This is a genomic window from candidate division TA06 bacterium B3_TA06 (assembly GCA_005223075.1).
Taxonomy (GTDB): Bacteria; Hydrothermota; Tepidihabitantia; order B3-TA06; family B3-TA06; genus B3-TA06.
The window spans coordinates 58,734-84,756 of sequence record NJBO01000004.1 but is presented as its reverse complement, the minus strand read 5'-3'; the positions used below and the strand labels follow the sequence as shown (position 1 = coordinate 84,756).

20 protein-coding genes and 2 tRNA genes are annotated in these 26,023 nt (G+C 52.6%); 3 read left to right on the top strand and 19 right to left on the bottom strand.

Annotated features, from left to right (window positions below):
- Position 1: 1 nt before the first annotated feature.
- The gene (locus CEE36_03875) at positions 2-1,156 is read right to left on the bottom strand and encodes a hypothetical protein (GenBank protein TKJ43483.1); all 1,155 of its coding nucleotides are present in this window, start codon (positions 1,154-1,156) and stop codon (positions 2-4) included.
- 167 nt (positions 1,157-1,323) lie between these two features.
- Here CEE36_03875 and CEE36_03870 point away from each other — a divergent pair, with 167 nt between their 5' ends.
- The 3 genes from CEE36_03870 to CEE36_03860 all read left to right on the top strand — a co-directional run bounded on the left by CEE36_03870 (position 1,324) and on the right by CEE36_03860 (position 4,762).
- Positions 1,324-2,322: a hypothetical protein gene (locus CEE36_03870; GenBank protein ID TKJ43482.1), complete on the top strand. Its 999-nt coding sequence runs from the start codon at positions 1,324-1,326 to the stop codon at positions 2,320-2,322.
- A gap of 128 nt (positions 2,323-2,450) precedes the next feature.
- The gene (locus CEE36_03865; protein ID TKJ43481.1) at positions 2,451-4,124 is read left to right on the top strand and encodes a hypothetical protein; all 1,674 of its coding nucleotides are present in this window, start codon (positions 2,451-2,453) and stop codon (positions 4,122-4,124) included.
- The gene (locus tag CEE36_03860; GenBank protein ID TKJ43480.1) at positions 4,094-4,762 is read left to right on the top strand and encodes a small multi-drug export; all 669 of its coding nucleotides are present in this window, start codon (positions 4,094-4,096) and stop codon (positions 4,760-4,762) included. The genes CEE36_03865 and CEE36_03860 overlap by 31 nt, the downstream gene beginning before the upstream one ends.
- Here the strand turns inward: CEE36_03860 and CEE36_03855 are convergent.
- From CEE36_03855 to CEE36_03770, 18 genes are all read right to left on the bottom strand, one after another.
- Positions 4,729-4,803 (bottom strand) — tRNA-Asp (locus CEE36_03855). The genes CEE36_03860 and CEE36_03855 overlap by 34 nt on opposite strands.
- A gap of 93 nt (positions 4,804-4,896) precedes the next feature.
- Complete coding sequence (locus tag CEE36_03850; protein ID TKJ43479.1) at positions 4,897-5,721, bottom strand: hypothetical protein; 825 nt, start codon at positions 5,719-5,721, stop codon at positions 4,897-4,899.
- Positions 5,722-5,731: 10 nt separating this feature from the next.
- Entirely contained in the window at positions 5,732-6,697 is a 966-nt protein-coding gene (locus CEE36_03845; protein ID TKJ43478.1) for a hypothetical protein, read from the bottom strand.
- Positions 6,698-6,709: 12 nt separating this feature from the next.
- Complete coding sequence (locus tag CEE36_03840; GenBank protein TKJ43477.1) at positions 6,710-7,162, bottom strand: hypothetical protein; 453 nt, start codon at positions 7,160-7,162, stop codon at positions 6,710-6,712.
- A complete protein-coding gene (locus CEE36_03835) occupies positions 7,162-7,659 on the bottom strand; it encodes a hypothetical protein (protein ID TKJ43476.1) in 498 nt (165 codons plus the stop codon). The genes CEE36_03840 and CEE36_03835 overlap by 1 nt, the downstream gene beginning before the upstream one ends.
- A complete protein-coding gene (locus tag CEE36_03830; GenBank protein ID TKJ43475.1) occupies positions 7,577-8,218 on the bottom strand; it encodes a hypothetical protein in 642 nt (213 codons plus the stop codon). Before CEE36_03830 ends, CEE36_03835 begins: the two co-directional genes overlap by 83 nt.
- 428 nt (positions 8,219-8,646) lie before the next feature.
- Positions 8,647-11,142, bottom strand: a complete 2,496-nt coding sequence (locus tag CEE36_03825) for a hypothetical protein (GenBank protein TKJ43474.1) — start codon at positions 11,140-11,142, stop codon at positions 8,647-8,649.
- A gap of 252 nt (positions 11,143-11,394) precedes the next feature.
- The gene (locus CEE36_03820; protein ID TKJ43473.1) at positions 11,395-13,002 is read right to left on the bottom strand and encodes a hypothetical protein; all 1,608 of its coding nucleotides are present in this window, start codon (positions 13,000-13,002) and stop codon (positions 11,395-11,397) included.
- A complete protein-coding gene (locus CEE36_03815) occupies positions 12,981-15,671 on the bottom strand; it encodes a hypothetical protein (protein ID TKJ43472.1) in 2,691 nt (896 codons plus the stop codon). The genes CEE36_03820 and CEE36_03815 overlap by 22 nt, the downstream gene beginning before the upstream one ends.
- 4 nt (positions 15,672-15,675) lie before the next feature.
- Positions 15,676-16,995, bottom strand: coding sequence for a hypothetical protein (locus CEE36_03810; GenBank protein TKJ43471.1), 1,320 nt, complete (start codon positions 16,993-16,995; stop codon positions 15,676-15,678).
- Positions 16,996-17,009: 14 nt separating this feature from the next.
- On the bottom strand, positions 17,010-18,635 hold the full coding sequence (locus CEE36_03805; GenBank protein TKJ43470.1) for a hypothetical protein: 1,626 nt from the start codon (positions 18,633-18,635) through the stop codon (positions 17,010-17,012).
- An 84-nt stretch (positions 18,636-18,719) separates the two neighbouring features.
- Positions 18,720-18,792: transfer RNA gene (locus tag CEE36_03800), tRNA-Phe, on the bottom strand.
- A 36-nt stretch (positions 18,793-18,828) separates the two neighbouring features.
- A complete protein-coding gene (locus tag CEE36_03795) occupies positions 18,829-19,581 on the bottom strand; it encodes a YggS family pyridoxal phosphate-dependent enzyme (GenBank protein ID TKJ43469.1) in 753 nt (250 codons plus the stop codon).
- 990 nt (positions 19,582-20,571) lie between these two features.
- The gene (locus CEE36_03790) at positions 20,572-21,738 is read right to left on the bottom strand and encodes a hypothetical protein (protein TKJ43468.1); all 1,167 of its coding nucleotides are present in this window, start codon (positions 21,736-21,738) and stop codon (positions 20,572-20,574) included.
- Entirely contained in the window at positions 21,710-22,687 is a 978-nt protein-coding gene (locus CEE36_03785) for a phosphate--acyl-ACP acyltransferase (GenBank protein TKJ43467.1), read from the bottom strand. Before CEE36_03785 ends, CEE36_03790 begins: the two co-directional genes overlap by 29 nt.
- The gene (locus tag CEE36_03780) at positions 22,684-22,872 is read right to left on the bottom strand and encodes a 50S ribosomal protein L32 (GenBank protein TKJ43466.1); all 189 of its coding nucleotides are present in this window, start codon (positions 22,870-22,872) and stop codon (positions 22,684-22,686) included. The genes CEE36_03785 and CEE36_03780 overlap by 4 nt, the downstream gene beginning before the upstream one ends.
- A 417-nt stretch (positions 22,873-23,289) precedes the next feature.
- Complete coding sequence (locus tag CEE36_03775; protein TKJ43465.1) at positions 23,290-23,682, bottom strand: hypothetical protein; 393 nt, start codon at positions 23,680-23,682, stop codon at positions 23,290-23,292.
- 426 nt (positions 23,683-24,108) lie between these two features.
- Complete coding sequence (locus CEE36_03770) at positions 24,109-26,016, bottom strand: hypothetical protein (protein ID TKJ43464.1); 1,908 nt, start codon at positions 26,014-26,016, stop codon at positions 24,109-24,111.
- Between the last annotated feature and the right edge of the window lie 7 nt (positions 26,017-26,023).

Below are 26,023 nucleotides of genomic sequence, written 5' to 3'. Positions count from 1 at the left end.
GCTAGAAGGTATAGGTCAGTGAGAATTTCCGGTTGGCGGTGGGGAAGTCGTAGATCAGTTCGTCTACGCCAACGTCAAGCTGGAAACCAGCATACTTGACACCAGCGCCGAACGTAATCCCCACCTTCGTCAGCTTGCCCTCTTGCGACCCAAAGAGGAGGGGGAACAGACCTACGTGTTCTGTGCTGATGTTCTCTTCAAGAACGAAACCACCTCTGGCTCCGCTCTTGTCGAAGAAGTAGCCAACCCGCATGGTAAGGATCTCGCGGTAAACTGAAACCTCCATACCCAGGCTGCGCCAGCTTTCACCTATCTCATACCCCAACTCCTGACCGAAACTCATGGAGTCTACTTCAGGCGGATCGACGGCAAACATCCCTATAAGCACCTTGGTGATGTCGCCGGTCAACCTCAAGCCGACTATCTCGAACTGTTCCTTGGTGGTGTCTTTAGAAAGCAAAGATAGCGGCTTGTAACTGGCTCCCATGCGCAACATCAAGGGTAGAGGATCTGGCTCTGATGTGGCTGAGAAAGAAATTGGTGGGCCCAGATTCTGCAGGGTAGTTCCTACATGGAATCTTTCGAATGGCTTGTAGAGCACTCCGGCATCCACCGCCCAGGTGAGACCCTGCCCCCCCTCGCTCATCCCCAGCCCAGGCAACCGTCCAAGGACCCACTCGGGGACAAGGAAGGAGTAGATGAACTTCAGTCCACCTCCGACGGAGAAGGAGGGGGCAATTTCGCGTCCGTAGGCTAGACCCATGGAGAGATCAAACGTGGTATAGGTGCCTATCACCGTTCCACTCTCATTCTGAACCACCGTCTCGCCTGTAGTAAGGTAAACCCCGTTGAATGCAAAGGTTCCTACCTTTTTGAACGGGGCGGCAATGGCAAGATACTCGTAATACATCCCCGGCCACAGATCAGGAAGCCAGTTAACGTGCATCATCGAAAGGATGATGTTGCGCTGGAAACCCAATCCCCCGGGGTTATAGTAAGCGGCCGAAGCGTCGTCCGCGATAGCCGTAAATGCACCCCCAAGGGCCGTTGGGCGTGAACCGGGCCAGATCATGAGGAACACCGCGCCGGGACGCCTACCCGCCCCAAAGCAAACTCCGCTCAACAAAACCACCCCGATCGTTATTCTTTTTAGCATAACTTCTCAACCTCCTTAAAGGTCAATAACCTAAGTATAGAAACACAGCGCCACATGTCAAGCCTCAAGGGAAAGCTATCTAAGGGAGTTGGGAGCATCGCAATTACCCGGGATCCGAAGGAACCAATACCCCTTGACACCCTCGAGCCAAAGGGTATCATCACCTCATGTTAAAGCCAAGACACTTGGTTTTCGTGATCATCCTACTCGCCGGTTGCGCCCGTCAGGGAGCAATCCCGAATACGGATAAGTTCCCCCCGCACCTTGTTTCGGTGACCCCCATAAACCGAAACCAGCTAATCGTGAGCTTCGATGAGGAACTTGACTCGACAGCCTTGCTCCCGAGCACATTCCTTATCGCATCCGGGAATGATACGGCTGATATACGCTTCATCGCGAGAGACCCAAACGACACGAGGGGATTTTCCCTGATACTTCTTACCTCTCCACTTATTGACGAGACCTACCAGATATCAGGCCTTGTGGTCGACTCAAGAGGCAATGGTGCATCAATCCGCTCAAGCTTCCGCGCCTCAACTCGCCAAGACACAACCTCTGTTAGCATACTCGTATCACCCCTTGATCCCCAGACAACCTTCCCCTATAGTATCCGGTTTGAGTTCAGCGAACCTTTAGATACAAGCCGGGGTATGCGGATACTTACCGCTCCGCCCGCATCCGAGGAGGCGCTCTCCGGTTCATGGAACCGGGAGCTCACACGCTACAGCGTCCGGGTTGCCGACACCACACTTAAGGGTCTCCCCTTCTATCTTGTTCTTCTGCCCGGAGTCTCAGACTTCGCAGGCAATCGCACAACTGAGGGTCTGGCTGCTTTTGTGTATTCGGATACCGGACTCGTCCTTCGCGACATCCGGGGCGAGGTGAAAACCTCAGAAGGCAGGGCCGCCTACTCGGCGATCGTTCTATTCAAGACGCCACAAGATCTATTCGCCCTCACGATCACCGACTCATCAGGTGCTTTTATTGCAACGCTCGAGGAACGAGAAGAAACAAAGATAGAGGCGTGGTTCGACCGCGACGGCAACGGTGTATACGAGGAAGAAGCAAGCTTTTCAGAGGCCACTCTTCCTGACAGCGTCACCCTCATAACTCGTCCTGCCCCATCCCCGCTGCGCTTCGACCAACTCATACCACAAACCCAGTGAAGCCTCTAGACTGGATCCTTCGCGGCCTCATCCTGGCTGGTTTGGCGACCCTTTTCATCCCTTCTATCCGTCTACCAAGGCCCCGAACTCATCCCCGATTGGTTCTGCTCGTAGACGCCTCCTCCAGTATGTCCAGCGAAGGAAAGCAGAACCAATACCGGCAACTTCTGGCGGAGCTGGAAGGACTGCAAGGAAGTGTGATTCTGGACGCCTACCGTTTCGCCGATTCCCTTGCCCCGCTTAAGAATCCTGCCGCAGTGAAGTTCAACGGGCGCCGCAGTGACATCCATGCCGCTCTTGGCTCACTGGACCCTAAAGATGCCGATGCTATCCTGTTGGTAAGCGACGGACGGCACAACGGCCCGGATGAACTGGAGGGCAAGCTTCTACCAACACCACTTTGGGTACTCCCCATAGGCAAGGAAAACCTCCCTGATATAGGCATAGAAGAGGTCGAGATGCTTGACTCTGCTCAAGCGCGGGTCAGGTTGAGATCTAACCTTGAGGCCGAAACCGTTAGTCGGTTAGATTTCTATAAAGGGGGTAACAGAGTTACGGGACGCGAAGTAAGGCTCGCAGCGGATAGGTTAACCGAACTAACCATTCCGCTCCCCCAAGACGGCTCGAAAACAACCTGGCGAGTAGAACTCGACAGCTTGCCTTTGGAAGATAGACTCGATAACAACTCCTTTGTTTTCCGAGCGCCCCAAAAATCAAGACAACTGGAGGTGCTATTCATAGCAGGGGTGATCTCGCAGGAAACGGAGTTGATCCTTGCGGCGCTGCGGGTCCTGCCCAGGATACGGCTATCCACCCACATCGAGGTCGCGCCTGGGCGAATTGTGGGTGATATGAACAGGCAACCGGACGTCTTGGTCGTTGGACCCATTGGAGCTGATCTATCAAACCGAACCCAAGAAAAGGTAAGGGATGCCGTTAGAAAAGCTGTCCCTATCATGTTCATCTCTGCAGCCGAACGGGCTCCATCCGGCTTAATGAACCTCTTTCCCCTCAAAGCAACGAGGCGTCGGTTCGATCCCAGCCCCCCCTGGCAATACTCACCACTTGCAGAGCTTCTCATGGCCGAATGGCATCCTGAAACAGGGGGTGCAGAGAATCCATCCCAGGCCATGTATGTGGCAAGGCCTGGAGCCCAAACCCTGGTGGGCAAGGACGGAGCTACCTTCATGGCCAGCCTCAACGAGCCGGTGAGAACGGTTGGGGTCGAGCTGCCCGATCTTACCTCAGCCATCCGGCGGGATAGGGAAGGTTTTAGCTCCTTCATCCAAACAACATTAGTCTACCTTATCGAAGGTGAGGGTTTCCCTTTCAGGTTCGGGGTTGAGGAATCAACCGATGCCTCATTAAGGCTCGCACTCTTTTCTGAGGTTGAGGTGACCGGTGGCGGAATCCAAGCCTGGCTGATGCCCGACTCGCATGCGTTGAATGTAATACCTTTAACCTCTCACTCGTTCCGTCTTTCAGGAACACCGCCAGCCGGAGCCTATCGCCTTAGTATCTCATGGAACAATCAGAGATTCGTCCCAAGGGGTAGGATCGAAGTAACTCCAGCTCCTCCCGAACAACCCTCGCGTGGATCAAACCACAAGTTGCTCGCGCATCTTGCCCATCAAAACTCCGGAGAACTCGTTACGATTACAGAATTGGAAGAACTCGTTGAATCACTCCCCCGCAGAAAGACCTTTAATTTCAAACCACTCAAAACCCCGTTGCTCGTAATCCTTGTGGGGACCATTTTCCTGGTGGAGATATGGCACAGAAGAAAGATAGGCTTGCCCTGATAGGGGTTTTAATCCTTGCAGTTCTGGCACTGGGTGGTGGATTTGGAGAACGAATAGGGCAAACATTGACCCAACAGGGGTTAGGGGAACACCTGGTGGTGTTTCTTCTTTCCATGACGCCCATCTCCGAGCTGCGCGGAGCCGTGCCACTAGGTATACACGGCTTCAGTCTTCCCTGGCTACAGGTCTCGCTTATAGCGCTTGTAGGAAACATCCTGCCTGTGATCCCAATCCTCTTCCTTTTAGACGCCGTAATGCGACTGCTCGGTCGCTTCAAGATACTCCGCCGATTCTTTGACTGGCTTATTGCTCATGCCAAAAGGAAGGGCGGGCTCATTGAACGCTACGAGTATCTGGGGCTTTTCCTGTTCGTAGCGATACCTCTCCCTATAACCGGCGCATGGACGGGCACGCTTATCGCATCAGTGTTAAGGATGCCGCCCTGGCGCTCTTTCCTTACGATCTGTCTGGGGGTGCTTACAGCGGACGTAATAGTAACCTCATTTACCCTTCTTGGATGGTGGGGTTTGCTTGCGGCGGTTATCGTGTTGCCTGTGCTCTGGCTTTTTTCAAGGTGGCTGGAGAATCGCAGAAAAAGAAAAACCGGAGCCGACGAGACTCGAACTCGCGACCTCTAGCGTGACAGGCTAGCGTTCTACCCAAGCTGAACTACGGCTCCATGAGGCTGAATTATATTTAGACCGAGGCCCGTGTCAACCACACGGGCCTTTCAACTTTCCTTACTTCCCTTCTCTAACGCGTTATTGTGCTCCTACTGGAAGACAAACTCTACACGAGCGTACTCAGGATTCTCCACAACGGTGATCTCAGTGTGGTAAAGCCGTTCATTAAGATAACGCTGCGCGATATCGGCTATATAGCTATCCGAAGCGGTTATTCTGATCCGGGAGAAGCCCTTCTCTTTGAAGCGGTTGAGAACGTACTGATAATAGCGGGCGATCTTTTCAGAGACAATCGGATCGTAGGTTGCAATCTCTGACTCCTTCACCGCAACTACGCTGTCGTAAGCAACCCCATTCAGATCGATAGGCCGGCCGATCTTACGCATGCGGGAACCGTCTTTCATGGTTAGAATAATGATGTAGGAATAGACATCGCCTACACGCATCACCTCGGTGAGTTCGTCACCGCGCCCATCCCAGCTAATAGAAGCCGGTAGGGAGCCTCTGCCTTGAAGCGTGCGGAAGGTGCTACCTCGTGCGTCCAGTATCTGCACTTCCCATTCGCTCACTCCACGTTCCTGGTATGGTGCTGTTTCTACACTCAAAAACTCGTGATCAAGATCGTAGAACCTGGAAATCTGCACAGGGATACGCAAAAGATAAGGATCTGCCATGAAGGTGCTTCGACCAACCGCCTTCTCCACCTGGGTGGTAAGGTTTTCGTCCAGGATGAACCTGTTGGCACCAAGGAGGATCCCTATAGGTTGGTAAGGATCTATCTCGTAGTAGAACGCCTTCGGCTTACTCTCGATGATCGCTTTTCCTGTAACAACCCTTTCCCACGGCTCCTGCCCTAAGAGAGTTGCAGGAATAACTATCAACGCCATAAAGAGAACAAACGGTATCTTCCTCAAAGCGGACCTCCTAAGTCAGTATGAACCTGAAGGTAATGGTAGCGTTTCGTTTGCCAACGCCATCGGCAGGCTTGAACTTCCAGCGAGCCAGGGTTGACTTGACTGCGGAATCCCAGTTCGGATAACCGGTGCTCTTGCCCACGATCATAGTTGAGAGCACATTCCCCGAGGCATCGGCCGAGAAGCGGATACGGATCGTGACATTGGTCAGTCCCTTCTGCCTTGCCCACGGTGGATATACAGGGAAGGGGCTGCTTATAATATCCGCTTGCGACAGATCGCCAGTGAGAGCAAAGGTCGAGCCCTTAGCGCCTCCCTCACTGACGGCCTGTTTAGCCGCGCCGGCATCACCACCGGCCCTCTCAAACGTGGGCTTCTCCACCTGGGAGCCGATCTGTGTGGCTCTACTGTCCAACTCGATTGAGCTACCAGCGCCCGAACCGGCAATCCGATCGAAGGCACTCTGCGCACCCGTGCCCCCGATACTGCGTGAGATGTCGATCGGGGCCTGAGCTAAGATCTCCTCCGTCGAAAGCCGCGTATTTGGATTGATGCGGATAACATCACCGGTTAAGCTGGCCTGACCCTTATCCAGGGAGAACTCATCAACCTCTATCTGGGACTGGAAAGAAACCTTGCCCTTTGAGAGATCGATGGGTGCACTCTCCTCTGCTGTGCTGCCAGGCAAGAACTGTTGTTCCTGCTGAACAAGCTGTTGGGCTTTAGGGGGCAAAGTGGGATCGTAGGCTACAGGTATATCCTGACCTAGATCTGCGCCTACCTTGCGCCCCATCAAATCCAACGAGAGGAAGAAAATCAACCCATGCAGAACCACTGAAACGGCAAGCCCGACCCACAGCCGTTTGTTTGCAAAAATCTCACCAAGACCGCGAGCCGTGTTAGAGAGGGCCAGCCACCATGTATGCAACCAATCCTTCGGACGCAGGCTGATCTCTAATCCCATAAAACTAGCCATTTTTCATCTCCTTTATTCGCCATTGGTGGCTTCTTCTTTCTTGACAATGCGCTTAGTGGACAGCGCTACGCGCTGCGCCCCCGCGCCTTTAACCATCGTTAAAAGATCCATAACCCACTGGGAAGGTGCTCTCTTATCCGCACGAACAACAACCAGATAGTAGGGGTCCTCGCCCATCTTCTGCTGAATCCGCCGCTCGATAGAAGGTAGGGGCATAAGCGAGTCGTTAAGGTAAAGCTTACGATCCCCAGGGTTATCCATAGTACCTACGAGGGCTATAGTCAGGTTATCCTCTGTCGTTCGTTCCATCGTGTTCGCTCTGGGCACCTCTACCTGGGTCTCTTCATGCGTGAGGAGTTGCGTTGCAGTTATCATCATCATCAGAACCACGATAAGTGCCACACCAGCCATAGGAATGATAACCTTCTGGACATCAAGATCGCGCTTTTCTCTCTTTTCGGCCATTACGACCCTTCTTCTTCTAAAGGCCTGCCCCGCAGGAGTGCCAGTCTAAGCGCCTTCTTCTCCTTCGCCAGATCAAGGATCTCTACCACATCGCCGTGACTCACCGCACCGTCGGCACGGACAACCACCATCTTATCCACGCTGCGCTGGAGCAAAAGCTCGATCAGTGGGCCCATCTGTTCCTTCTCGATAGGCTCCTCGTTCAAAAGATAGGTACCGTCGGCCTTAAGGTAGATAGCAACCTTGAACTCATCGACCTGCTCAGTACTACCTACGGGAGTTACCCCTGGGGCCTTTACAAAGATCCCGCTCTCCAGAAGCGCAGGAAGGGTAACGATGAAGAAGATAACAAGGCTCAGGGCGACATCAACCAGAGAGGTGATCTGAGCCTCTCCGGATGGATGCGCTTTCCTACTAGGCTTGCGGATTCTCATAGGAACCACCTTTAGACATCGAGATAAGCTTGAGGAGCTGACGCATGAAGGACTCCATCTCATCCGTCAAGTCGGTGGCCTTCTTGGCAAAGTAGTTGTAGGCGAAGATGGTTGGCACAGCAACCATCAATCCGAAAGCGGTAGTGTAAAGGGCCTCCTGAACACCTTTCGCAACCACGGCAGGGCCGCCTGAACCAGACTTAGCTATATTAGCAAATGCGTTGATAAGACCGAGCACTGTGCCCAAAAGTCCTAGAAGCGGCGCCACGTTGCCTATGGTATTCAAACCACCAAGGAAACGTTCCATCCTGGTTCGCTGCTCAAGGATCTCGCTTTCCATGAGCTCAGCGATCATCTCATCTGGGAGGGTGTAGTTCTCGAAAGCCACACGAACAATATGAGCGAAAGGGACATCGTAGTTCTTTACCAGAGCAAGCACCTCGGGGATGCCGCCCGTTGCAAACGTCTCCTTAACCTTCTCGAAGAACTTCGCGGCCTTGGCACGCCGTTTGCCGAAGTAGATAAACCGCTCTACGATCAATGCGATCGCAATAACCGAAACCCCGAGAATCACTGTCATAACCCAACTGAATCTCGGATCAACCATCTGGAGTAACTTCATCGTACCTCCTTTGGCAATGCTTTACCCAAAGTATAGTCAACTTTTACCTTCTTGTCAAGTCTCTATCCCCTAATGGGATACACGCTCAAAACCACCGGTTTTTCTCATCTATAAGACGTTCAAGATTACTCTTACGTTTACGGAAGAAAGCAAGCAAGTTACATACCACCTGCCTGTCTTCCAAGACACGCAATTCCATATACTTACCACACCCCGCCCGTCTCTTAGACAAAAAACGCGATGCTCGTCTTAAACTGTATCATAATAATATCCAAAATCGAACAAAGATCAATAGGAAAGATACCCTAGGCAAAAAGCTCGGTCATAGGACTGAAGGCCAAGAATCCTCTCATGATGAGAAAATCCATCCCTACGGGTCTCGTCAAATGACCCGGGTGTAAAACCAATTGCATGAGCAGGCAAGTCACCTATCGGACAAACAACTCGGCTAAACTGCGCAGGGCTTTGATATCATCCACCAACTCCTTCACAAAATCAGTCTGCGCGTAGGAGGTCTCAAGACGATCCAGTGCCGCAATCGCCTGTTTACCGTCTTCCTTGCGAGCAAATGGATCGCCGTTGCCCGCACGTTCTAGAAGGGCTGCTGCCTGGAAAAAAAGCACACGGGGAGCAAGCTCATCCAGATCAGGATAGGATTTCATGAATATCTCGCTTCGAAGTATTACCCGCTCCCAGTCCTTGGAAAGCACCGCGGCACGAATCAGCTCGTATGATGCCTCGGGGAGTATGCTACTCACATCGGAAAGCCTACTCCATCGGATGATGCGCTCAAGTCTTTCTACGGCTGGCCTGTAGTCTGCGAGCTCAATCTCCATGCGCGCAAGCTGCAAGAGAAGAGGTGGAAGGTAGGCACTTCGTGGATTAACATCGGAAAGCTTTGCAACTACACCAATAAGATGATCGGTCTGCCAAAGCGCTGTGTCCTGCTCCCCGATTCGATAGTAGAAAGCCTCCAGAGGCAAAGTCGAGTTCTGAGCAAGACTGAAACTTTTTGCCACTTGCCTGGCCTGCTCCTCATCACCCTTGGCCATAGAGGCATCGAAGATTAAGAGGAGTATCTCTTTATACAGATCAACAAACGGGAAATGGTGGAGTTTCGCCTGCTTAATGAGACGGTTCAGGGTCTCTTTTGCCGCGTCGATATCATCCATTTCGATCTGAGCACGCACCAAACGAGTCCACGAGTCGCGCACCTCTTCCCGGTCCGGGAAAACGGCAAGCAGATCATCGTAGGCAGAAGCCGCAAGTTCGGGCCTGCCGCTCTGCTCGTAGGAGCGGGCTTCAAAGTAGAGCCCCTGCATTTGCATCCGGGGCACCGAGGAGAAGTTCAATCGGGAAAAGACCTCGGCAGCACCTCGGAAATCACGCCTCGCATAAAAGACCATACCCTCCAGGAATATCGCAACCTCACTCTCCCACTCCGTCAGGGATTCCTTGCCTAGAACTGAAAGAACAGGTTCTATGCCCTCTACTTCCCGCTTCCCAAGCAAACTCCACCCAAGACCAAAAAGACCCAGATGACGAAGATCATCAAAGTCACTCTTCATACAGTACTCATAGAAAGGCTTCGCCAGATCCTCGTAACGACCTCCAGCGTAGTAGTAGGCGTCAGCTACAGCCAGATGAGCAGCGGTTACAAAGTAGCTTTCTTCCTCCGATTGCATACCGCGTTCCCGGACTACATCGGCTAATCTCACTACAAGCTGGTAGTTAGCCTGTTCGTTCTGGGCAACCCCATATAGCGCCACCATAAGATCGCCAAGTGGCGTGGAGCTGGATATGTCAAGCCCCCTAAGAGACTCCTCAAGGATGGGAACCGCACGCCTGTAATCACCCCCCCTGAAGAGATCGGCAACCCGCAGAGCGCGATAGAGTTCATCCGCATTGTGGCGAGCAAAGTGAGCCTCGGTGGCAGGATCGGCCTTGCTAGAAGACATCACCCACTTAGCGTACAAATCGAACGAGATGTTATCCTGAGCCTCTCTGAACCATCTCCTGGCGTCACTGGGGCGCTCCTCGGCCCACTCAACCCGCCCCCTCATAAGGGCAAGCGAGCGCTGGGGCAGCAGCCACTGATAGGGGAAGGAATCAGGTACCGCAAGGTGAGCCTTACGCGAGTTGTCACGCGCCAGAAGGGCCGCAGCCATATCGTAACGGGAAAGTGCCTGGTATGGAAAGCGCAGATCAGAAAGCCGTTTCAGGGAATCCTCCGCCTCCTGGTAGCGCCCCTGACGCAGCAGTCTGTGGGCACGTAGAAAACGAGCTGTCGAACCTTCAGGCAAAACCTGGGCATCATCATCAAGATGGTATCGCAAAGCCTGAACCGGGACTGGTTGATCGGGTAGAAACTCCAAGGCCATCTCAGGATCACGCTCGACTAAAAGAAAGTGTAGAAGCGAGTCGTCGGTGGCCACCTCACCCTTCTTCCAGTAGGAAAGAAGATCGGAAACAAAATCAAGATCAGTGCCTTGGGACGCTTCGGTGTCTAGCTGGAGTGTCTTAAGGCTCTGCCTTGCCGCGTCAAGATCGCCGCCCATCCAGTCGCCGGTTATACGGTAGAGTAGGATCTGACGCCTCACCTCAGGTACAGGTGGGGTCCCAAGCTGCATCGCCAGAATCTTCATCGCCTCCTCGTGCTTCAGTTGTTCAAGCAGCTCGAAAGGACCGACCATTGCCGGAGTCAAGGGCTTGCCGCCAAGCCCAAGGGTAAGGATCGTGGCATCAATGCACTCCTCAATCTCTTCCTCAAGCGAGAAGCCGGCAAGCGCAAAGAGATACTCGTCGGTAACCCATTCAGGCAGCCGGTATGGGAAATGCGGCTTGCGCTCAAGCACCTCAGCAGCCTCAACAGTGCGCACCCCCAGACCGTCCTGGCTGATTAGCAACAAAAGCAACGCGACCATCACGTTCTCCTAAAGCGATTCTCCATCTCTTCTATATTATAAAGACAGATTACCCTCACTCAAGGGGTGCAATCTTTTCCTCGCGAGGCGTCGGTCTTTTTGATGATTCCTCTGGGCCCCTCTTGAGCCTTTTCGCGGCGTCCGTGTTTATACTCTCCCAAGCCCCAGCCATATCTACACGTATGTTCGCCCCAGATTCGATCGGTACAGCTGTGAAAAATACAAGGATGAAAGGGGAAAGTAGCGGCAACACTACTGCAACTGGCTGCGGCAGTAAGCCAGGAGTTGCTCGGCATAGCTTCGATATGGGTTATCCGTTGCTACGGTGGCAAGAAACTTCTCGAACAGAGGGATTGCCTTGCGGAAATGATCATGTGCTGATGTAACGTTGGTTTCCTTCAAGTCATCCCCACGGGAAGCATACCCTGCCCCTATAATAAAGAGAAGATTGTCCTCGGTATCCTTGGGGTATTGTTTCTTGAAGTTCTCACCCTCCACAACCAGGTCCTTCCACTCATTGAGTGAGTAGAGAGCAAAGAGACGCAATCTCTTTGCGTCCTTGATTACATCCTCGCTGGCCTGCGAGGCCATGGCCGATGCGGTCCACTCAAGCACCTTGCGGTAGTCATTCTCGTCATAGAACCTCTGGGCCAATTGAAACTGGAAGGTGGGCAGATCCTTTGAGTCGGGGAGGCCTGCGGCGAAGTTCCTCAAGAGACGCTCAAGGGTGTCGGTCGGGAAGAGCCCGTAGTCTCCGGCCATCATCTCGGCAGAGAGCCTGGTGTAGCACTGCTCAAGACCTGTGTTGGCAACCGAGGCCCCCCATACCCTGCAGATCTCCTTCCAGTTGCTGATTGCCTCGGACAAACGCCCTGCATTGTAGTAGGCCTGGGAAAGGTTGATGCGAATCTCGTAGATATCTGAACTGTCGGGAACGAGGTCAATGGCCCTGTTAAAGAAGATTATGGCCTGACCGTAGTCCTCTGCTAGGAAACTCAACCATCCGACAAGATAGGTGGCCCGGCCTGCCTTGGGACAATCAGGATAGTCCTCGGACACACGTCTGAAGTAACGAATCGCAGTACGCTGATCCCCAAGACGGTCGTAGGCCAGTGCCTTATAGTAGAGATTCTTTGGAACAAGCGACTTTGCCAGAGGTCCCCAGATACCCTCCAGAGGTATCTGTTGATAACCGGCCTCGTCAAAGAAAAGCCTGATGGCCTCCTGGTATCTCTCATCGTTAAACTCGTTGATCGCCTGACCGAAAACCGCGGCTACAAAACCCTCAACCGTGGCGGGATGAAGCTGCTTGAACTGGTCACGCGCCTCATCGCAACGTCCCAGGTGCATAAGACACCACGCAAGACCCTGCTGAGCAAAGGTGTATATCTCGGAGGTGCTGTACTCGTTCATCAGCTCCCGGTAACGCAGCATCGCTTCCTGGTATTCGTACTGATAGTAAAGCGCCTCTGCCACATGGAAGAGGATATGGGGACGGAACACAGGGTCCCCCTCAGGGTATTGTTCAAGATAACTCTGAGCCGCATTTAAAAGAGCCGCGTAGCCGCCCTTCTCATATAGATCAAGGATGATTGAGTTTTGTAACGCATCTCGCAGCACCACAAGATCAGTGGTGTTTATAATCCCTTTAAGCTCAGAGACCTGCTCTGGAGTGAGTCCTCCCTCCAGCTTCACCTCCCCGCTTTCGTGGAAAAGCCCATGAGGCTTTTGCTCACGAATCGCTCCTTTGTACTCCTCTGTAATGGTGATCTGCATCTCCCCCGCGGAAAGCAGGGGAGATGCAGACAATAGAATAATTGTTAGGACAAAAACCCGCCCTAGTGGATATTTCTCTTGCATTGCGAGATAAACCGATCTACCGTCTCCGCGTTGTCCGTGTAGAAATCACTGTCGGAGTAGCTTTCCTTAATGACCTCGAAGCTTTTCAAGGCCCTACGGTAGTGGTCGATACGAACCTGAGGTTTTCCTTCAACCCCCTCTCCCAGGTTAAAGTAGGACAAACCGAGGAAGTAGTAAACGAACGGGGCAAGATCAGTCCGCGCGGTTTCACCCCTCTCGTAGTATCGCGTCCACGACTCGAACCCAGTGATTGCATCCTCGTACTTCTCTGTCTGGAAATGTACCCTTGCGAGCTGATAGGAGATATCGGGCATCCTGTCTCTGGTGGCCGAGATGTCAGGCCAGTTCTTGAGTTCGACCAGAACCTCCTTGGCCTCATCGAAGCTTTCATCCTCAATAAGAAGCAGGCTCAGGAGGAACAAGGGGTCAGGCAGGTAGGTGCTACGTGGATTACGCGCCCGTATCATCTCTATCCTCACCCGCAGATCGCCGATATTCGCGACGCTGGTATCTTCCATGGCCTGTCTGTAGTAAAGCCCTTCAATAGGCTCAGTAGTACCCAGCTCGCTCACAAGTTTCTTAGCGTAGACCTCGGCTGTAGCCTCATCACCTGCGCGCTGGTAGTGATCGAACAAAGACGCCAATCCGTATCCATAGGTTTCCTTGTAGACCCTGGGATTCACAGTCATCCTGCTCTTCACTTCTTCGGTTGCAGAAACCGCGTCATCAACCCTGCCTCCACGGAGATTGAACTCTATAATCTTCCGCCAGGCGTCTCCCGCCTTCTCGCGATCAGGGTAGGCATCTGCGATATGCTGATAGATATCCAACGCATCACCGTACGCATTGAGCGCTTCAAAACAGGTAGCACGCCAGTAGAGACTGCGGTCTATAAGGCTATCTGCGATCTCGTTGTAACGCACGTGTTCACTGGCATCCTCGCGGTTCACCGTCACCCTAAGCCCGTTGCGGTACTCCTCTTCGTTCAGGAACCACGCGCCGGCGTTTCCAAAGTCGCCTTTATAGAAGTAAGCAAGTGCCTGTCCGTAAGCCGCAAGAACTAAAGCGTCCGTCTTGGTGGTAGCGGTGGGGCTATCACGATTAGTAAGGGCATCAAACTCCGCAAGCGCAGCATCGTAGTAGCCCTCTCCTGCCTCAAGCTTATACCATGCCAGAGCAACCTTGACCAAGGTACTCATATAGGAATCAGGATACTTATCAAGGATCTCCTGGTACTTCTCTCGTGCTTGCTCGCGCCTCTTTGTGTTACGGATCTCCCCACGCACGTAAGATGAGTAGTATGTTGCATCGGCCTGGTTGTAGAGGAGATACGCTCGCAAGTCACCGCCGTAGTCAAGAGCAACCGAATCCCGCTTGAATATCGTGAAGTAAGTGTAAGGCATGGTCATCGCCGCGTTGTAGCTTTCACGATTATCCTGCCTGTTGAGTGCCAAAAGTTCCATGGTCATTGCCGCCTCATAGACCAAGAGTTCCTCTTCAGTGGCATAGTCAGGTGAGGGTGCGTTGATGGTCACTTCGCGGTAGTAGTTGAGGGCCTCAGTGTATTGATTCTGATCAAACTCGATGTTGCCGCGCACGTAGCGGGAAAGATTCTCCATATGGCGCATCTCGCGCCCGCGAAGGGCTATCTCTCCCATCCGCTTAGCCTCTCGCTTGGCCATTGACAGAGCAACCTCATCCCCCTTCTCTTTGTATTCTTCTCGGTAGATCTCGTAGAGCCTGTAGGTGGTGTAGAAGTCGACCATCGAGTTTGGGGCAACGATTCTGGCGTTCTCGAACGAGGAGATAGCGCTGTCGGGTAACTCAAGTTCCTTATAGGCCTCGCCGCGTATAAAGAAGGCATGAGCTGCAAGCACACGATTGGTGTTGGGATCGGTGAGTTTACCTAAAAGGTCAATAGCATAGCGGTGCTCACCATCGTGGAAGTAGGAACAAGCAAGGTAATACTCAGCATAAGGTCTAAGCGCTGTCTGCGGATACTTGGTCATGAAGTCGCGGAAGACGTGCTTTGATGTGGCATAATCCTGGTCGAAGAACTGCATCTCCGCCCGGCTGAAGTCAACGAGTTCCTCAAGGGCAACATCCTCGGAAAGCTGGGTAAGAATGAACCGGATGTCGCTGGAAAACTCAGGGTCCCTGGAGTTTATGAGGCTGCGAGCAAGGAAAAGCTTATCAACCGGATACTCTTTATCCTTGAGGTGATCGTAAGCCGTCTTATAGTCCATGCGGATAAGGTAATCCGCGATCCCCATTCCGCCCAGCTCTGCTGCCTCATCCAGATATCGCTGAGCTCGCTGGTCCTCTCCTATCTGGAAGTAGCACAACCCCAGGGAGAACTTCACCTGCGGCTCAAGATAAGCGTAACGAGCATCTGCGGGGATATCCTCATTCAGAATCTTTTCCAGAAGCGAGATCGCCACCTCGAAACGCCCGAGGTTATAGGCACATTGAGTGGTACGATACTTTATCTCGGCGGCAAAACCGCGGGAGGCGGACTCTCGTATAAGACCGTTGTAGAATCTGTAGGCCTGCTCATAATTCTTCTGAGTAAGCAGACGCTCCGCAGCCTCATAGTCGTCCATGAACTTGTCTGCGAAGAGCCCACCGACAACGACGAGGATCGCGAGGAAGGCTACTAGCTTCTTCATTTTCCTATCTCCTTACGCCTTTCCAGTCTACCTTGAGGAGAAGCCCTTCATAGACTATCTTGTCCCCGAGTTTATCGGTGATCGTAATCTGATAGTAGTATGTACCTTTATCAACCTGACCACCGCGGATGCTGTTAACGCCGTTCCAGGTAAACTTTGAAGGCAACTCATCGATCTCACCGTAGACGTCCTGGGCTTTTCGATAAACGACGTTTCCGCCGGCGTCCTTGATCTCGAAAACCCAACGCTTGATGCGTCCCTTGAACTGGGCCGCTCCATTAACACTAATCTCCGCGTAGTCGGCCGGGGAGTTAAGCTCAACAGGACGAGAAGCAAGCCATAGTCCGGCAACGCTCTTCAAGTTCAGGTTTAAAGATACCTTATGGATAGGTTCGAGCAGGAACTCACTCGCGTAATTCATCATGAAGGCATAGTCAACCTCAAGCGCCACGCTGCGTGAAAGATCGGTATTGACACCAAGCCCGAAGCTAAAGAAGTTGTGGTTGATACCGGCACGCAGAGCCAGGAGCCTTGCCGGATATACCTCAAGGCCTTCATACCAGCCGAAGACTTCGTTATCATCGAGTGTGTAGGAGATGTCTGAGGCCAGTTTCACGCGGTTGTCAAGCAGCCTGATCCCCAGTCCGGCACGGACGATACGCGGGTTCGCAGGCTCCATGCCGCTGCCCGTGTAGTCCATGGTAGCTGCCAGAAGATTCTTGGCAGCAACACCCAAAGTAAGCAGGTCGTATGGAAGGGAGCTGGTGGGTTTCTTGGCGAGGATGGGGCTGAGCGGGTAGAGCATGAACCCGACGTCTACGTCAAAGGCAAGCGCCTGCTCATCAGAAAGCCTGCTGAAGAGAATCTTGGGGGCAAGTCCCACACTGAAGGCACTGAACTTCTTGGCGTAGCTGATCATCACGCCGGAGTTACTCATTCCGTCTTCGGCGGCGATGTTGGTCCCGTCCGGAGCTATCGTCTCCTCAAGGGCACCAAAGGCTCCCGCATAGGCCAGCCCAAACGTCCCATAGGTGGCCCAGGGCATGTTGTAGGCCAACACACTCTGGTAAGTGTTTCCGTAGAGGGTCCCACCTAAGAGCGAGAGCTTTGCCGAGTGGATCTGCCCCAGACCTGCCGGGTTGTAGAGTACGGCTTCGCCCTGATCGGCGATCGCCGTATAGGCCTGCCCCATAGCCAGCGAACGGGCGCTGCCGCCGGCCTCAAATAGCATAGCACCCTGGCCGCCCGATCCTTCCACAGATGCCTGGGCAAACGCAAGCCCTACAACCAGTGTAAGTGCTAGAAATACGTGTCTTGCTTTCATCATTGCCTCCTGACCTACCAGATCACTATGAAGTTTTTCTTCAAAGTCTCGGTGCTGAGATTCGTAAGCGTAATCTTAACTACCGCCTGATACATCCCGCTGGCGATCCTGTTGCCTTTGCTGTTCGTGCGGTCCCAGAAAATCTCCTGTGTACCGGCATCGGCTTCAGGAGCGCCCTTTTCATAGGTCGCCTTATAGACTATGTTGCCGTACGGATCGGCGATCAAGAGCAGAACCTCAGCAGCATTCTGCTCGGCTACCTTGTAGCTGAATTTGATCGGAATGTCGCCATGGGCACTGTATTTGAACGGATTTGGGATCACGGTGACGCCGGGACGTTCCTCAACGGTCAACACGGCGGTCTTAACTTGAGCACCTGCAGTGACCTCAACAACATAAGTGCCAACTGTGTCTGCCCAGGCTTCAATACTGCCTACGCCTTCGTCGATTTTAATCACCGTATCTGACAGATGGAAATGTTCTGCAGGCCCTTCAATTAGAGTCGGATAGGCGTAACCGAACTCCAACGGATCACCAGCCACGTAGGCCTTGGCGTACAGATCTGCATGAACACCCACGGGCACCGTGGGGGGGACGAAGTAAGTCAGGAGTGAGTCGATACCTGGCTGCACTACTACCTTTGTCGAGTAGTCGGTCCGTAATCCTAACAAACCTATCGCATCGATCCATTCACCTTGACGGTTGACTTCCTTGAAGACTACATCAACTATCTTGCCTGTCGTACCATTGTCTATACCATACTGTTGCGCCGCCGTGAGATTCTCCGTACCTGCAAATACATTCACGTCAGGATCGTCATAATCTGCCTGATTCCAGCAATCGTCAACCGCTCGGATTTCAACAAGATAAAGACTTCCGAGGAATGCATCCACTGGCTCACCGTATTTGCCCGGGTAACCTGACGTTGCATTATCACCTGGCAGGGAATTCTCACCAGGGCATAAAAGGAGAAGCTGGGTTGCTTCACAAGGATTGACCTTCACCTTGGCAAAATCTTGTGCCAAGCCGCCGCCGGTTACGGTAATGGTCTGCTGGTTTTTTGCCTCACGAAGCTTGAACATGTTGAGGCCGATTGCCGGGGTGCCCAGATCGGCAAAGCTATCGGTGCAGGATACAACAGGTGTAAGCGTGGAACTTACGATATTGCTCCACTTGTCACAGACTTGAATATTATAGTTTCCGTCTTCACCGGCTGTTACTGATGCCGTGCCGGTCTTACCCTCAGGGTTGGTGGCGTTTCCAGGATCGGCAGTTTCACCAGGGGCAATAATCTGCCACTTAGCAGCAGCACCTTCAACCACTGTAAACGGTGATGATTCTCCATGTTCTGCACCTTTGCTGGCATAAAGAGTAATGTTAGTACCGGGGTGAGTAATTTCTATGTCGTCGTCATACTCAAAAGTAGTGGGGCCTGTTTGAGTAAGATCAACTTCAGTAGGATAAGCCCACGTTTTTTGCCCTGGATTAACAAATAGATCGACATTATCCACTGCGTCCGACGTGATGACTACCCTAACCGGAATACCTACGGTGGTAGGCTCTCCGCCTGGAAAAGTAATTGTAATGGCTGCACTTGCGGCCACAACAAGAAGGACAGTCAGAAGGGCTACCTTCTTCATTATTTCCCTCCTTGGGCTTAGGTTTGTTTGACTTCTTTTCACTTCTTTGTATAACTATACACTCTTTCTAGGCCTTGTCAAGCATGCCGGAGCGCAGAATCGAACTGCGGACACCGGGTTTTTCAGACCCGTGCTCTACCAACTGAGCTACCCCGGCTACAAGCTCAGAATATACTGATTTTACCAGGCATTGTCAAGCCCCAAAGCTTTGTCGCGGGCCGAACAATACCCGGCCGAGCCTGAGCATCGTGGCGCCTTCCTGAACCGCGATCTCGAAATCCTCGCTCATACCCATCGAAAGATGCGGCAGATAGCAACCGAAGACGCTCTCGGCCCGGTCACGCAGCTCGCGCAAAAGCACGAAGCTGCGCCTTATTCTGTCCTTGTCCTCTGTTAGAGGACCAATCGTCATCAAGCCTACCAGCTTGATATGCTCCAGATTCAGAACCTCTGCAACCAGCCCGGCCAGTTCATCCGGAGCCACGCCGAACTTGGTCTCTTCTGCAGAGGTGTTAACCTCTATAAGACAGGGTGTCAGTTTGTCCAGCTTTGTGCTTTCTTTCTCTATCTCGGCAGCCAACCGCAGTGAATCAAGGCTGTGGATCATAGAAAATATCGAAAGCGCCTTGCGCACCTTGTTGCGCTGCAGATGACCAACCAGATGCCACTCGATGTCTGCATCGATCTTTTTATATTTCGCCTCTGCCTCTTGGACGCGGTTCTCCCCTATTATGTTGATACCGGCGGCGATAGCTTCGCGTACAACCTCAACCGGATGGGTCTTGGTAACTGCAACTATCTTTACTTCCTCAGGGTCGCGTCCCCCACGTTCACAGGCCGCGGCGATACGTTGTCTTACTTTCGCCAGATTCGCGCTAACCACCCCACATCCTCTCACGCTTCTTCCATAGCTCCCTGAACTCAAGGCCTGCGCGTAGTTCAACATGATACTCCGAGATTGCTCCTGCCTCTCGTAATCCACCAGACAGCTCGAGGATTCCATAACCGTAAGACTCGATAGGTATGCGCGTTCCTATACCGAGGTAGATGTCGCGTATAGGTGAACCACCTGCGGACTCCACGTACCAGCTCTTCCATCCGGCCTTGCCAGTTAAAATGAACGGTTTAAGCTCCCAACCACCGTTGACCTCAACAAGATGCCCTGTAATAAAGGAGAGAGAGCCAGGATCGCTTGCTTTCTGCTGGATATACGCCAGTCCCAGCTCCAGCTTGTTTGCGGAGTAAGCAAGTATTCCTCCAAACTCCGCAGGCGGGGTGTATGAAGCCGAATCAACGACCGTGGTATCGCGGGAGGTCTGCACCTCGGTGGTTACCCCAAGATCAAGAGGGTATCCGTAGAAGCCGCGAAGCTGTAGAGGTCCCAGCTTGAATCCTGCCATTCCCCACACACCGTTGCCGCCAAAATAATAAAGAAGAGAGTCAACCGTCATTTCACCAAGCTCCACGATCTCAGAATCCCAGCGCTCCCAGGCTCCGCCGAACAACCGTTCGTATCCGACTCCAAGATAGGCGATATCGTAGAAGCCCTTGTCAAGCGAGAGCCTTAGTCCCTCGATCCCGCCCCGTCCCTTAACCCTGCGGATAAGGGTATAATCTGCCGAACGAGCAGAGTCGCTCTCTACATAAAAATCAAGATTGAAACGCTGGGCCATCTGAGCTCCAAGGCCGAACCGCCACGGCAGAGGAACGTAGAACCGGAATCGCTCAGGGCGTACGAGGAAAGCGTTCTGACCTGCCTGACCATCGGTTGCATAGACGTACTCCGAAGTGAAGCGAACCTCAAGGCTTGTCTGGGTCCTTGATGGAATCTTGAGGAACTCAGCTGGCGTGGTGTAGCCACCCAACCCGTGCGTGTTGAAGATGGAGTATGCCAAAAGCACCGAACCCAACGGGAGAAGGAAGATAAGGAGTCGTCTCATCTTTCCTCCCCTGGGAAACGAGTCTCAGGCACGGCGGTATAGGTAACAACAAGCCTCGGCGTACCCGTAATGCGAGCAAGAGCATGAACACGCTTCTCCTGGCCGAACGAGGGGATGGCCTCCAGGAACGAATGAGAAAGCACGAGCCCGAAGTTGGAGTCTGGTTCATCCACCCAGAACTGAGCCACCCCAACAAAGGACACCGACAAAGAATCAGAGGTAACGTCTATCGAGTCCCTTCCTGCGATCGCTGATGACAGTGCGCTAAACCGCCCCGCATAATCATCGATCAAGCGGTAACAGACGAAGTCCAGCGTATTCTCGGGCGAGAAGAAGTTCTCGTATTCCACCACCAGATCAGCGGAAGTAACATCAATATCCTGCGGCAGGGTATCGAGAGAAAAATGCATGAAGACCCTCCATGCCAATCCCGCACCAAGAAGGGTATCCGGCGAGGGAGCCTCATACGGCTTAAGTATAGTGGCGTCGTGAACAGCGGCGTAGTAATCAGATCCAGCTACGGACGAGAACCTGGTGGTATCATCTGCATCAAAACCGAGGATAAAGGGGGCATAGACCTCCTTCTCGTCAGAACCCAGGTAGCAGAAACCCTCGTTTTCGGGTAAGAGGATCATCCCCTGCTGATATGTCTCAAGCCGGTCAGGATCGAGAATCCACTCAACCGTGTCATCCGCTACCGTGAGTTCTGCCACTAAATCTGACTCATCGAACTCTGCTCCAAGTTCAAGCCACTTGTTGTAGGCATCTGCAAGAACCCACGTGCAACCTATCTCATCCCAATCGGCCGTAACCGGATAGATGCTGAAGGTAACGTGTGAGGAAGCGATCTCATCTGCAGGGTAGCGTCGAAGCAGGAGCTTTACCGAGTCGAATGCAACGATGGAATCAAGGCCGTCTATCGAGATAAGGATACGCGCCTCGGTCAAGTCGTCGCGCCCACCTATGAGTGTTGTCGCCTCACCCAGAGCAATCTGCTTACTGAAGGTTGCAACCGTATCCGGCTCAAGGACAAAATGGTGAACTTCGAGCTCTCCACGTCCAAGCTCCTCGAAGCCAAGCGGCCCCTCTTCGCATCCTGCCAGCAAAAGCAAAAAAAACGTTAAATAAAAAGATTTAATTACTAAACTCTTCCTTGATAGCATCAACAACTCCTTCGCGGACCGTAAAGGATGCAAGCCGTAGGGCGTTAGTGATTGCATGTGCAGAAGAACGACCATGTGAGATGATCACAGAACCTTCTACCCCCAAAAGGATCGCACCGCCCGACTCCTCGTAGTTCAAACCACTTATAAAATCACGGAATACCTTCTTGGAAAACCAACTGCGCCAGCGGTATTTCTTCCCTGTGGTATGCAGGGTAGAAAGCACCGCTTCACCCATACCTTCACATACCTTAAGCAGCACATTGCCGGTGAATCCATCGGTAACTATCACGTCGGCCTTATCGCGAAACACCTCAGAACCCTCAAGATTGCCGATGAAACGAATGGGAGCCTGCTCAAGAAGCCCGTAGGCTTCCTGGGTCAACTGATTGCCCTTGCCGCGTTCATGCCCTACGTTTATTACTCCCACGCGAGGCTGGGGAACGCGAAATATCTTCTCCATAACTATACGCCCCATGACAGCGTAGTTCCTCAACTGCACCGGCTTGGCCTCCACGTTGGCTCCCACGTCCAAAACGAACGTGTGCCCGCTGGGGGTAGGGAATGATGCTCCAAGCGCAGGTCGCTGTATTCCCTTGATCCTTCCCAGGGTAAAGAGGGAGAAGGCCATCACCGCGCCGGTGTTGCCAGCACTTACGAAGGCGTCCACCTCGCCCCTTTTGAGCAGATCAATACCCCTGGCGATGCTTGAGTAGGCTTTGGTTTTAAGGGCCTCGCTGGGAGCCTCATGCATCCCGATTGCCTCCTCGACCTCGACGAGAGCCAGACCCTGCGCTTCGCCTATCTTTTTTTTAAAAGGCTCGAGCGCTTCCCGCAGCCCCAAAAGAACAACCCCAAGATCGGTATCCTCTGCCAGAGCGGTTAACGCACCTTCCACCTCAGAGGATGGGGCAGCATCGCTCCCCATCGCGTCGAGCGCGATCCTCACTTTTTCTTTTGCTCCACCATGATAACTTCGTGATCCCCGTAGAATCCGCAGTTAGGACAAACCCGGTGTGGTTGTTTAGGCTCATGGCACTGCGGGCATACGCTCATCGCCGGAGCCTGTAACTTCCAATGTGTCCGCCGCTTACGACTACGGCTCTTTGAATGTCTTCTCTTAGGTACGGGCATTTATTTGTTCCTCCTTAATCTGAACCCCTATGTTAGTGAAAATAGGCCAATTGTCAACACTAGCACCCCTCATATTCCCCTGCTTGAGCAGTTCAGGTTTACATCGCACTCGTCACAATTAAGCTGGACAAAAGCTGGTCAGAAGTTGGACAAAAGGTGGTCAAAAGCTGGTCATTTGGGGGTGATTCCTGGGCTTTTTGAGTCTTTTTGAGCGATTTTAGACACCCCAGCAGAGACATTTCGCGTCAGGCTTGAGTGCTTTCCGTCAACAGTATTCACTTTGCACCCGCAGAGCGGGCACTCCGCATTCTACATTTTGCATTTTGACCGAAGGGCGACGGTAACGGAGCAAATTTGATTTTTGAAATGGGAGGACACCCTCTCAGGATGTCCGGGCAGCCTGGAGAGGCTGCCCTCCTACTGCTCGGCCAGCTTTTGCCTGGCTCGGGCAATGTTTTGGTCGGTTTGCTCGACTTTATGCTTTGCCCCAATCTTTACATAAATCTCACGCGCACGCTGGAAGTAGTTAAGGGCTTGTTTGTGATCTCCGAGGTTGCCGTACAGGGCCCCGATGTTGTTAAGTTGATTGGCCTGCACTTCAAGGTTTCCTATCTTCGTTGCTATCTCCAGTGACTTCTGATAATAATCAAGCGCCTTGTGCGGGTGGGAGGACACCCTCTCAGGGTGTCCGGGCAGCCTGGAGAGGCTGCCCTCCGTTTGCCAAGGAGGGGGAAGTATTATTCGTTGCAATCGTCGGTTATCCCCCTCCTTTTGCGGTGAGGGGATGGAGGGGAGGGGAAACACCCCCACCCTACCCTACCCTATGAGCGCATAAAGCGCTCAAGGGGCACACTGTCCCCCGTCGAGGGGGAGGTGATCAAAGGAATCCCCATTTTGTTCTCCCTTAATAAGGGGAACTAGCTTACCTTCCCTGCAAGGGATATCAGGATGCAACAAGGCGCTTGTTGCACTTCATTATTGAATCCACGAATTACATTTTGACCGAAGGACGACGGCAACGGAGTACCGGAGGGCGACGCTTGCGAAGTAAATCGCGACGAAGTCGCCCCTATTGCCGTTCGCCGTCCGCTGTTTGCCGTCAGCCGTGAGCCGTTCGCCGTGAGCTGTAAGCTTCCCCTTCCATTTTGCATTTTGCACTTTGATATTTGATTTTTGAAATGGGAGGACACCCTCTCAGGGTGTCCGGGCAGCCTGGAGAGGCTGCCCTCCTACTGCTTATTGGAGAAGTATGAGCTTTCTCACAACCGAATGCTTCTGTGTTCTCAGCTGACAGAAGTAAACGCCGGCTGGCAACTTTGTACCCCGATCGTCGCACCTATCCCAGATTACTTGGTGGTAACCTGCGGATTGCTCCCCAGAGACCAGTGTTCTCACCACCCTGCCGGTGACCTCGGCAATTACCACACTCATCTTGCCCGCCTTTGGGATGCCGTATTGGATAACAGGAGGATTAGCAGAAACCTCAAGGTAATAGTCTACGGGGATTTGGGGAGCCGACTCCTCAATACCCACGCCGGTCGCCGTTCTTATCTTTACTGCATCTTGCATTAAAGGGTCGCCACTGGAAGTTGAGGTTACCAGAAACTCATAGGAAGAGTCCATCGGAACCGAAACATCCGGCGTAATCTCTACTCTCATCTCGATATAATCTTCAGGCTCCAGCTTACCTGTAGCCCAACCCGAACCGGTTACCGATGCGGTTATGTCGGTTCCGCCTGTTAAGGCGTCGTAGTAGCTCACAGTCCACCCTGTGGTGCTGCCTGCGCCTGTAACCATAATCGTATCCGGGATGTCGCCGTCACTCTCAACCTTTATGTAGAAGACCGCGGTATCACCAGGTAACACCGCCTGTTCTTCCACCTGGTTGGTGCCGTCCAGGTTGTAGATGTCGTCGCCGATATAGTAGTCATCAATGTCGTTCTTTACCTGATTGTCAGGCTGAAGGTTTCCTTCTCTGCCGTGCTTGTAGTATATCGTTTTAGTCCATCCATCGCGGTTGTCCTCCCATACCACATGAATATTTCCTTCCCAGACAGCAATGGACGGGTTGACTGAACGTTTATCGTCATTATCGGTGATCCTTGTATTATCTCCCCAAGTCTGGCCATTATCGGTGGAACGCTTGTAGTATATCTCGCCGATCCCATCACGCCAGTCATCCCATACCAGATGGATAGTATCTCCTAAGACCGCAATTGACGGGTTGGCAGAGTTATACCCGTCGTCCTCGGAGAGTCGTATATTATCTCCCCAGGTTGCTCCATTATCAGTAGAGCGCTTGTAGTATATCTCGTATTTATTCCAATAGTTAAACCATACCACGTGGATGTTATTCCCGAAAACCGCATTGCAGGGGAGTAAGACATTGTTCTCAGCCTCGGTGAGTGCTGTATCTGCTCCCCATGTCTGGCCATTATCAGTCGAGCGCTTGTAGTATATCGCAGGGTCTCCATCACGTAAGTCTTTCCATACCACATGGATATTATCTCCTAAGACCGCAATTGACGAAGCACCAGACCAACCGCTCGCATTGGTGATCCTTGTATCATCTCCCCAAGTTTCTCCGTTATCAGTGGAGCGCTTGTAGTATATCTCCTGGTCCCCATCACAATAGTCATCCCATACCACATGGATAGTATCTCCTAAGACCGCAATTGACGGAGATGCAAACCCACCGCTCGCATTGGTGAACCGAATATCATCTCCCCAAGTTTCTCCGTTATCAGTGGAGCGCTTGTAGTATATCTCCGAGCTCCCATTACGATAGTCCTCCCATACCACATGGATGTTTTCCTCCCAGACAGCAATTGAAGGCCAGTGGGAGTGACGGGGTGCATTGGTGAGCCTTGTATCGTCTCCCCATGTCTCTCCATTGTCAGTGGATCGCTTGTAATATACCTCAGTGTTGTTCACATCCTCATCACGATTGTCCTCCCATACCACATGGATATTATCATCTGAGGCCGCCACCTTCTGCATCCAAGAAAAGGGCGGGACATCGGAGAGTTTTGTATCAGGCCCCCAGACCTGGGCGGATGTGGTGGCTGCGAGGAGCAAACCGAGTATGGTTGCTGCCCTACCCCATCTCTTTGTTGTGTCAATAGAAGACTTTTTAGGCATCATACGCCTC

Bases quoted from the DNA above. Each gene is read 5' to 3' on its own strand.
- CEE36_03820 (TKJ43473.1), bottom strand. From the start codon at position 13,002: ATGCAAGAGAAATATCCACTAGGGCGGGTTTTTGTCCTAACAATTATT.
- CEE36_03860 (TKJ43480.1), top strand. From the start codon at position 4,094: ATGGCACAGAAGAAAGATAGGCTTGCCCTGATAGGGGTTTTAATCCTT.
- CEE36_03840 (TKJ43477.1), bottom strand. From the start codon at position 7,162: ATGGCCGAAAAGAGAGAAAAGCGCGATCTTGATGTCCAGAAGGTTATC.
- CEE36_03845 (TKJ43478.1), bottom strand. From the start codon at position 6,697: ATGGCTAGTTTTATGGGATTAGAGATCAGCCTGCGTCCGAAGGATTGG.
- CEE36_03805 (TKJ43470.1), bottom strand. From the start codon at position 18,635: ATGAAGAAGGTAGCCCTTCTGACTGTCCTTCTTGTTGTGGCCGCAAGT.
- CEE36_03790 (TKJ43468.1), bottom strand. From the start codon at position 21,738: ATGCTATCAAGGAAGAGTTTAGTAATTAAATCTTTTTATTTAACGTTT.
- CEE36_03825 (TKJ43474.1), bottom strand. From the start codon at position 11,142: ATGGTCGCGTTGCTTTTGTTGCTAATCAGCCAGGACGGTCTGGGGGTG.
- CEE36_03865 (TKJ43481.1), top strand. From the start codon at position 2,451: ATGTCCAGCGAAGGAAAGCAGAACCAATACCGGCAACTTCTGGCGGAG.
- CEE36_03810 (TKJ43471.1), bottom strand. From the start codon at position 16,995: ATGAAAGCAAGACACGTATTTCTAGCACTTACACTGGTTGTAGGGCTT.
- CEE36_03815 (TKJ43472.1), bottom strand. From the start codon at position 15,671: ATGAAGAAGCTAGTAGCCTTCCTCGCGATCCTCGTCGTTGTCGGTGGG.
- CEE36_03770 (TKJ43464.1), bottom strand. From the start codon at position 26,016: ATGATGCCTAAAAAGTCTTCTATTGACACAACAAAGAGATGGGGTAGG.
- CEE36_03795 (TKJ43469.1), bottom strand. From the start codon at position 19,581: ATGTTGAACTACGCGCAGGCCTTGAGTTCAGGGAGCTATGGAAGAAGC.
- CEE36_03870 (TKJ43482.1), top strand. From the start codon at position 1,324: ATGTTAAAGCCAAGACACTTGGTTTTCGTGATCATCCTACTCGCCGGT.
- CEE36_03875 (TKJ43483.1), bottom strand. From the start codon at position 1,156: ATGCTAAAAAGAATAACGATCGGGGTGGTTTTGTTGAGCGGAGTTTGC.
- CEE36_03830 (TKJ43475.1), bottom strand. From the start codon at position 8,218: ATGAAGTTACTCCAGATGGTTGATCCGAGATTCAGTTGGGTTATGACA.
- CEE36_03780 (TKJ43466.1), bottom strand. From the start codon at position 22,872: ATGCCCGTACCTAAGAGAAGACATTCAAAGAGCCGTAGTCGTAAGCGG.
- CEE36_03835 (TKJ43476.1), bottom strand. From the start codon at position 7,659: ATGAGATGGAGTCCTTCATGCGTCAGCTCCTCAAGCTTATCTCGATGT.